Origin of the sequence: Citrobacter sp. S55_ASV_140 (assembly GCF_018919505.1) — a bacterium.
In the GTDB taxonomy this organism is placed as follows: domain Bacteria; phylum Pseudomonadota; class Gammaproteobacteria; order Enterobacterales; family Enterobacteriaceae; genus Citrobacter; species Citrobacter werkmanii.
In genome coordinates this window covers 1-7,331 of the sequence record NZ_JAHLQZ010000189.1, presented here as the reverse complement: position 1 = coordinate 7,331, position 7,331 = coordinate 1, and the positions used below count along the sequence as shown (strand labels likewise).

The window sequence follows — 7,331 nt, the reverse complement described above, 5'->3', positions numbered from 1 at the left end:
TTGCACAATGATATCCGCCGCGGCATGGATGCCCGCGAGGATCACCACCAAAGCGGCCAGTTTGAGCAGAATATGCATACCCGTTTTATCGGGCTGAGCGGTTGTCATGTTTTCTTCCTGTTTGCGTTTTTGCATTAAGTGTAGCGGTTGGCTTGCGTCTGTTATTCCTAAACTGGCTGCTGATTTATGGTCTGCAACATGGTAGAAATGAAACACTGTTGTGAAAATGTGGTGACCTTCCATGCCCGAACCCGTCGCTGAACCGACGTTAAGCGGTTTGCGCCTTAATCTGCGCATTGTTTCGGTGGTGATGTTTAACTTCGCCAGCTATCTGACCATCGGCCTGCCGCTCGCGGTATTGCCCGGCTATGTCCATGATGTGATGGGATTTAGCGCCTTCTGGGCGGGACTGGTCATCAGCCTGCAATATTTCGCCACGCTGCTGAGCCGCCCTCATGCCGGTCGCTATGCCGATCTGCTGGGGCCGAAAAAAATCGTGGTATTCGGACTGTGCGGCTGCTTTTTAAGTGGCCTGGGTTACCTGCTGGCAGGATCAACCCAAGATTGGCCGCTGGTAAGTTTGTTGCTGTTATGCATCGGGCGGGTGATTCTGGGCATCGGGCAAAGCTTTGCCGGGACCGGCTCTACGCTATGGGGCGTGGGAGTTGTTGGCTCGATGCATATCGGACGGGTGATTTCGTGGAACGGCATCGTGACCTATGGCGCGATGGCGATAGGCGCTCCGCTGGGTGTTCTGTGTTATGCCTGGGGTGGCTTACAGGGGCTGGCGCTGACCGTGATGGGCGTGGCGCTGTTGGCGATACTTTTGGCGCTCCCTCGACCGGCGGTGAAGGCCAGCAAAGGCAAGCCGTTACCGTTTCGCGCTGTGCTCGGGCGCGTTTGGTTGTACGGGATGGCGCTGGCGCTGGCCTCCGCCGGATTTGGCGTGATCGCCACCTTTATCACGCTGTTTTATGATGCTAAAGGCTGGGACGGCGCAGCTTTTGCGCTGACGCTTTTTAGCTGTACATTTGTGGGTACTCGCTTGTTATTCCCAAATGGTATCAACCGGTTAGGTGGGCTCAATGTCGCGATGATCTGCTTTAGCGTCGAGATTGTTGGACTGCTGCTGGTCGGCATGGCCTCCATGCCGTGGATGGCCAAAATCGGCGTTCTGCTGGCAGGTGCCGGGTTCTCGTTGGTCTTCCCGGCGCTGGGCGTGGTGGCGGTAAAAGCCGTCCCGCAGCAAAATCAGGGCGCTGCGCTGGCGACCTATACGGTGTTTATGGATTTATCGCTGGGCGTTACCGGGCCGCTGGCCGGGCTGGTCATGACGTGGGCGGGCGTACCGGTTATCTACCTGGCGGCGGCCGGGCTGGTGGCGGTAGCGCTACTGCTGACCTGGCGGCTAAAAAAACGGCCTCAGGTGGCGTCACCGGAAGCCGAGTCTTCGTCTTAACCGTTACTGGATAACCAGCGTGTTAATGATGTTTTCTGCGGTCGTTTGCGCTTTTTGCTGATCGTCAGCCGGCAGCGTGATTTGCAGCGTCAGCAGTTGGTTGTCCACTTTACCCAGCACCACGGAAGAGTATGCGGTCTGGCCTTTGGCCGAGATGATGCTGTCTAACTGTTGCAGCGTGTGGCCTTTCAGCTCAATAGATTTATTGGTGACGACCTGCAACTGCGGGTCGCGGCTACGCTGCTGATCTTCCAGACGTTTTGCCAGTACGGCAAGATCTTCGTTGGTATTGTCGCCGACAATCACAATCACCGCTTTCTGGCCGGTTGCGTCAGAATACACGTGCATATTGTTTGCCTGGGTGCCCAGCTTGCCGCTCTGATCGGTCATATCCGCTGGCAGGGAAAAACTGAGTTTGCCGTCCAGCAGGCTGACCGGTTGTCCGGTGGCGCTACTCTCTGCGGCGGCACCCTCTGCCGGCGCTTTTGTATCGCTATTATCACAGGCCGCAAGCCCCATAACCAGCAGGCCAATACCGACATATTTAACCAGATTGCGCATTGACTTCTTCCTTTCGATAAACGGCCATAACGGCTCATTCGACCATCTTATCACAACTCGGAAAATGAACCTTTAACTCGTCTGCAATGCAGATATTTCAGATTTATCTGCCAACCTTTTCAGTAACATATTCAGCAGCACGCCGTACATCGGCAGGAAGAAAATAATGCTGATCAGTACCTTGAAGCAGTAGTCTACCAGCGCGATTTCCATCCAGTGCTCGGCCATAAAGGCATCCGGGCTGCGCCAGAAAGCGATAAAGAAAAAGGCCAACGTATCGCTGATGTTGCCAAACAGCGTGGAAGCCGTCGGCGCCAGCCACCAGCGACGGCTCTGACGCAGGCGGTTAAAGACATGCACATCCAGAATTTGTCCCAGCGCGTAAGCCATAAAGCTGGCGGCGGCGATACGGGCGACAAACAGGTTAAAGTGCAGCAGCGCGCCGAATCCCTGCCACGATCCCATATAGAACAGTGATGAAACAACATAGGAGATCAGCAGCGCGGGGATCATCACCGCAAAGATGATACGTCGTGCCAACGGCGCGCCAAAAATACGCACGGTCAGGTCGGTCGCGAGGAAAATAAACGGAAAGCTAAAAGCGCCCCATGTGGTATGGAAACCAAAAATGGAGATCGGTAGCTGTACCAGATAGTTGCTGGAGGTGATCACCAGCAGATGAAATAGCGATAGCCAAAACAACGCTTTTACGCGCTGAGATTGTGTAAACGGAGTCATATTGTGACCTTTTTGTTGGATGGGGTGAGGGAACCCAATAAAAAACCGTCGCATGATACTGCTTTAAGAGCACATTGCAATGGTTGTTTTTCACGCAATCGTTAACCTGATTGGCTTACGCCACAACAGAGCGTAAAATAACGCCGTTTTTGCATGAATGAGACTACGATGAGCGATCTGTTTACCTCTCCCGACCATACGCTTGATGCCCAGGGACTACGCTGCCCGGAACCTGTAATGATGGTGCGTAAAACCGTGCGCGGTATGCAGGCGGGTGAAACGCTGCTGATTGTCGCCGACGATCCGGCGACAACCCGCGACATTCCCGGTTTCTGTACCTTTATGGAGCATGAACTGGTAGCCAAAGAGACCGACTCGCTGCCGTACCGCTATTTAGTGCGCAAAGGTCATTAAGCGAAGCGCCATCCGGCCTACAAAGACGGTGTAACCTGTAGGCCGGATAAGGCAACGCCGCATCCGACACACTCATTATCCTTTACGCAACAACCGCAGCGCGTTCGCGGTCACCAGCACCGTCGCCCCCGTATCAGCCAGCACCGCCAGCCACAGTCCGGTTATACCGAGCAGCGTGGTGATGAGGAAAATCCCCTTCAAACCCAGCGCAATCGCAATGTTCTGGCGAATATTGGCGTGGGTGGCGCGCGCCAGTTGAATCATTTGCACCAGACCACGCAGACGGTTGTGGGTCAGGGCGGCATCGGCGGTTTCCAGCGCGACGTCGGTTCCGCTACCCATGGCAATGCCGATGGTCGCCGCTTTCATCGCCGGGGCGTCGTTGATGCCGTCGCCGACCATTGCCAGCGGCGACTGTTGGTTGAGAGAGGTAACGGCTCGCACCTTATCCTCCGGCAATAACCCCGCTTTGAATTCCAGACCCAGCTCCCCGGCAATGGCTGCTGCCGCGCGTGGGTTATCACCGGTCAGGATCACCCCTTTCACGCCGATCTGATTGAGCTCGCTGATGGCAGTGCGGGCGTCGTCGCGCAACGTATCCTGTAGGGCCAGTACGCCGAGAACGGTATCGTTACGCAGCACCAGCACCACCGTCTGGCCCGCGCTTTCCAGCTCGCTTATCTGTCCGGCAAAGGCATCGGCAGGCTGCTTACCGGCGGCGCAAATCAGCACGCGCTCGCCGTTGACCAGCGCTTCTATTCCGGAGCCAACCAGCGCCCGCTGTTCTTTCGCGACAGGAATAGTCAGCTCGCGCGTTTGCGCTTCCCGAACAATCGCCTGCGCCAGTGGGTGCGTCGCGCCTTGCTCTACCGCCGCTGCCAGCGCCAGCAGTTCAGCCTCATTTATACCGCTTGCCGGATGGATCGCCGTCACGCGCGGTTTACCGATGGTCAGGGTGCCGGTTTTATCAAACGCCACCTGCGTGACTCTGCCCAACTGTTCCAGCGCGGCGCCGCCTTTGATTAACGCGCCACGACGCGCCGCGGCGGCAAGACCAGAGGTAATCGCTGCGGGGGTTGAGATAACCAGCGCGCACGGGCAGCCAATCAGCAACAGCGTCAGTCCTTTATAAATCCACTCCTGCCACGAGGCGGCAAACAGCAGCGGCGGGACGAGGGTAACCAGCAGCGCAACCGCCATAATAGCGGGGGTATAAATTCGGCTGAAACGGTCAATAAAGCGCTCAATGGGGGCGCGGCGTTCTTCCGCTTCTTCAATCAGCTTCAGAATGCGATCGATAGCGCTGGCGCCCGGCTCGGAGAGCACTTCCAGCGTAACCAGACGATCTACGCTGGTGGCGCCCGCCGGGACTTTCTCGCCGGTGGCGCGTTCAACCGGGATCGATTCGCCGGTCAGGGCGCTTTCATCAAAGCTGGCAAAACCGGAGACCAGCTTACCGTCGGCGGGTAAACGTCCACCGGCGGCAACTTCAATAACATCGCCAGGCCGGAGCGTATTGATTGCGACCTCTTCGCGTTCGCCATTACGCAGGCGCGTGGCGGTTTCTGGCTTGAGTGCCATCAATGCGCTGACACCTTTGCGGGCGCGGCTGGCGGCCCACCCTTCCAGGCGCTCGCCAATTAAAAACAGCAGTAGCACCATGGCGGCTTCCGCCGTCGCGCCGATAAACAGTGCGCCAATCGCGGCCACGCTCATCAACGTTTCAATGGCGAAGTAGCTGCCGGTTTTCATCAGACGCAGGGCCTGGCGGGCAATGGGATACAAGCCGACCAGCGTGGTGGCGATAAACGCTATCTGACCGAAAGGATGATTGAACTGCTCCAGCCCCCAGCTAATCGCCATCATGATTATCAGCGAAATCAGCGGCAGGTTCTCTTTCAGACGTGATTCGGGGGCGGCTTCCGGCGCTTGTTCATCGCGCAGGGTATAACCTGCCTTTTGTACCGCGCTTTCAACTTGCTGACGGATATCAGAACCCGCGTCGACGACCAGTTTTTCGGTGGCGAACAGCACCTGGACCTGGTTGACGCCGCTCACCTGGCGGACCGCATTTTCCACTTTTCGGGCGCAGGCGGCACAGTCCATTCCTGCCACTTTCCAGGAATAACGGGTGCCCATTACGCTTTCGGATACGGTGGTTGGGGTGGAGCAACTTCCTTCGCAGCAGCAGTCGTCCGCCTTTTTTGGGGCTGGCGCTGGCTTGAATGAAGAAAATTGTGGGGCTTTTTTGCCAGGGGCATCGGGCGTCGACATGGCATCCTCCGGTTAATAATCATTTCGTATTAACCGAAGGATACACTCTGGAGTCGACTCCAGAGTCAAGCGATATTAGAGATACAACGAACGAACAATCAGGAAATGTCCGGCGAAGTAGCAGGCGGCGGCAATGGCGTTATCGGCGCGGAAGCGGCGGCGATAATGGCTACCCAGCCAGACAAAATTACCGATGAACAATAATGAGGCGCCGAGGAATGCCGACAGCGCGGGGCCAGTGGGACGGAAGAACCACAGTTCGCCCGCCATCCAGACCATCATCAGCGTGATGCCGATAAAAGTACAGATGGCTAAACGCAGCTCTTCCAGCCGTGTCCAGATGATGGCGATCAGCAACGCCCCCAGCACCACTAATACCAATGGCAAAGGCCAGAAGAACGACAGCGTCATTTGGCTGGCGAAGTAGATGGTATACAGCAGGTGCGAGAGAAAAAACGCCCCCACGGCGTAGAGCAGACGTTGGCGCGGCAACAGCGTCAGCGCATCGCCCAGCAGTGAGGCAAGCAGCCCTGCCAGCACCAGATAGCTGATGGCGTTAAACATTGGCGCCTGCCAGGCCAGCAGCGCCAGCAGGAGTAAAGTGAGGGGTTTAAAGACCCAGCGTTGCCAGGCGGGCCCACGATAGGAAGCATCCACGAACAACCATGCGGAAAGGCAGACAGCGATAAACGACCAAAGCATCTTAGTTCCTTGAATTCGTTATTTTTTCGTAAGCGGGGTGCTTACGGCTCTATTGTTCAGTGTAGAGGTCGACACTGCCAGATGACAACACCATAACAGGCAATGTATGCTTATTTCCGCATTTTCTGATGGGTTAATACTATGAGCAAACCGCCACTTTTTTTCATTGTTATCATTGTCTTAATTGTTGTCGCCGCGTCGTTTCGCTTTGTCCAGCAGCGGCGTGAAAAAGCGGATAACGATGCAGCACCGCTGGTGCAAAAGCAGGTGGTAGTGAGTAATAAGCGGGAAAAACCACTTAACGATCGGCGATCCCGTCAACAGGAAGTGAGCCCGGCAGGAACCAGCATGCGCTATGAAGCCAGCTTTAAGCCGCAAAGCGGCGGTCTGGAGCAGACGTTTCGCCTGGATGCCCGGCAGTACCATGCGCTAACGGTCGGAGACAAGGGCACGCTGAGTTACAAAGGTTCGCGTTTTATTGATTTTACGGCTGAACGCTAAGGTTTCATCTGACTGATGCCGGATGGCGGTTACGCCTTATCCGGCCTACAAATTTTGTCGCCCCGGCTCGCAACGCGCCGCCGGGCGAAAACATCCCAGTTACTTCTTCAACTGGTTCTTAATCTTCTTCTGCCAGACCAGCAGCTCAAAGACGCCGAACAGGAAAATGCGGATTTTCTCCCCGCTGGTCATCTGCGGGCCATCTTTTGGCATGGTGCTTTTTAGCAGAGCCAATTGCATGCCGTGCATCAGCACCATAAAGATCAGCGCGACGTTAACGAAGATGTTAAGCGGGCGTGGGAAGGGTTGGAAAATATTCAGTAATAAAAATGCCCAGACGCAGAGCATCAACAGACGTCCCAGATTAATTAGCATCGTGCTCTCCTTGTGCTTCACGTTGATACAGGCGGTAGGCGACCTGTCCTGCCACTTTTTCACGGTATAGCGACCAGTTTACCGGAACCGGCGGCAGGCCGTTTTCGACTTCGCTCTCAACGTAAATATACGCTTCATCTGCCAGCCAACCATGGGTTTCCAGAAGCGTTAAAGTTTCTTCCAGTAATCCTTTGCGAAACGGCGGATCAACGAACACCACGTTATGCGGCGTACCAGGTTGGGCCAGAAACGCCAGCGTATTGGTGTTGACGACGCGGGCATGATTTGCCTTCAGCGTAGCAAGATT

General features: G+C 55.8%; 9 protein-coding genes and 1 pseudogene. 3 read left to right on the top strand and 7 right to left on the bottom strand.

All coding sequences use genetic code 11. From position 1 onward, the window contains the following. A pseudogene (locus KQJ18_RS19730) lies at positions 1–108 on the bottom strand (permease); the annotation flags it as partial. A 133-nt stretch (positions 109–241) separates the two neighbouring features. Between KQJ18_RS19730 and KQJ18_RS19725 the strand changes: the two are divergent. Beyond that, positions 242–1,459 carry an MFS transporter gene (locus KQJ18_RS19725; protein WP_038635029.1) on the top strand — a complete coding sequence of 406 codons (1,218 nt, stop codon included), beginning with the start codon at positions 242–244 and terminating at the stop codon, positions 1,457–1,459. Positions 1,460–1,462: 3 nt separating this feature from the next. Here KQJ18_RS19725 and KQJ18_RS19720 read toward each other — a convergent pair whose 3' ends face one another. Together KQJ18_RS19720 and KQJ18_RS19715 are read right to left on the bottom strand one after the other, a co-directional pair. Beyond that, the gene (locus tag KQJ18_RS19720; protein WP_016154847.1) at positions 1,463–2,020 is read right to left on the bottom strand and encodes a DcrB family lipoprotein; all 558 of its coding nucleotides are present in this window, start codon (positions 2,018–2,020) and stop codon (positions 1,463–1,465) included. A 72-nt stretch (positions 2,021–2,092) separates the two neighbouring features. Then, positions 2,093–2,758, bottom strand: coding sequence for a 7-cyano-7-deazaguanine/7-aminomethyl-7-deazaguanine transporter (locus tag KQJ18_RS19715; protein ID WP_038635023.1), 666 nt, complete (start codon positions 2,756–2,758; stop codon positions 2,093–2,095). Between the two features lie 168 nt (positions 2,759–2,926). Between KQJ18_RS19715 and tusA the strand changes: the two genes are divergently transcribed. Continuing rightward, complete coding sequence (tusA, locus tag KQJ18_RS19710) at positions 2,927–3,172, top strand: sulfurtransferase TusA (RefSeq protein ID WP_038635021.1); 246 nt, start codon at positions 2,927–2,929, stop codon at positions 3,170–3,172. Positions 3,173–3,247: 75 nt separating this feature from the next. Here the strand turns inward: tusA and zntA are convergent, their stop codons facing one another. Both zntA and KQJ18_RS19700 read right to left on the bottom strand, forming a co-directional pair. Then, positions 3,248–5,446 (bottom strand): Zn(II)/Cd(II)/Pb(II) translocating P-type ATPase ZntA, encoded by a 2,199-nt coding sequence (zntA, locus tag KQJ18_RS19705; protein ID WP_216422553.1) that lies wholly within the window; start codon positions 5,444–5,446, stop codon positions 3,248–3,250. Between the two features lie 75 nt (positions 5,447–5,521). Next, complete coding sequence (locus KQJ18_RS19700) at positions 5,522–6,148, bottom strand: lysoplasmalogenase (RefSeq protein ID WP_038635015.1); 627 nt, start codon at positions 6,146–6,148, stop codon at positions 5,522–5,524. Between the two features lie 141 nt (positions 6,149–6,289). Here KQJ18_RS19700 and KQJ18_RS19695 point away from each other — a divergent pair, with 141 nt between their 5' ends. After that, positions 6,290–6,649: a DUF2500 domain-containing protein gene (locus tag KQJ18_RS19695; RefSeq protein WP_038635012.1), complete on the top strand. Its 360-nt coding sequence runs from the start codon at positions 6,290–6,292 to the stop codon at positions 6,647–6,649. A 99-nt stretch (positions 6,650–6,748) separates the two neighbouring features. On the opposite strand, the gene KQJ18_RS19690 is transcribed toward KQJ18_RS19695, so the two are convergent. Both KQJ18_RS19690 and KQJ18_RS19685 read right to left on the bottom strand, forming a co-directional pair. Further along, on the bottom strand, positions 6,749–7,024 hold the full coding sequence (locus tag KQJ18_RS19690; protein WP_038635009.1) for a DUF1145 family protein: 276 nt from the start codon (positions 7,022–7,024) through the stop codon (positions 6,749–6,751). After that, a partial coding sequence (locus KQJ18_RS19685) for an RsmD family RNA methyltransferase (protein WP_216422552.1) occupies positions 7,014–7,331 on the bottom strand: 318 nt, incomplete at its 5' end. The genes KQJ18_RS19690 and KQJ18_RS19685, both read right to left, overlap by 11 nt.

Bases quoted from the DNA above. Each gene is read 5' to 3' on its own strand.
- KQJ18_RS19690 (WP_038635009.1), bottom strand. From the start codon at position 7,024: ATGCTAATTAATCTGGGACGTCTGTTGATGCTCTGCGTCTGGGCATTT.
- zntA (WP_216422553.1), bottom strand. From the start codon at position 5,446: ATGTCGACGCCCGATGCCCCTGGCAAAAAAGCCCCACAATTTTCTTCA.
- KQJ18_RS19700 (WP_038635015.1), bottom strand. From the start codon at position 6,148: ATGCTTTGGTCGTTTATCGCTGTCTGCCTTTCCGCATGGTTGTTCGTG.
- KQJ18_RS19725 (WP_038635029.1), top strand. From the start codon at position 242: ATGCCCGAACCCGTCGCTGAACCGACGTTAAGCGGTTTGCGCCTTAAT.
- KQJ18_RS19720 (WP_016154847.1), bottom strand. From the start codon at position 2,020: ATGCGCAATCTGGTTAAATATGTCGGTATTGGCCTGCTGGTTATGGGG.
- KQJ18_RS19715 (WP_038635023.1), bottom strand. From the start codon at position 2,758: ATGACTCCGTTTACACAATCTCAGCGCGTAAAAGCGTTGTTTTGGCTA.
- tusA (WP_038635021.1), top strand. From the start codon at position 2,927: ATGAGCGATCTGTTTACCTCTCCCGACCATACGCTTGATGCCCAGGGA.
- KQJ18_RS19695 (WP_038635012.1), top strand. From the start codon at position 6,290: ATGAGCAAACCGCCACTTTTTTTCATTGTTATCATTGTCTTAATTGTT.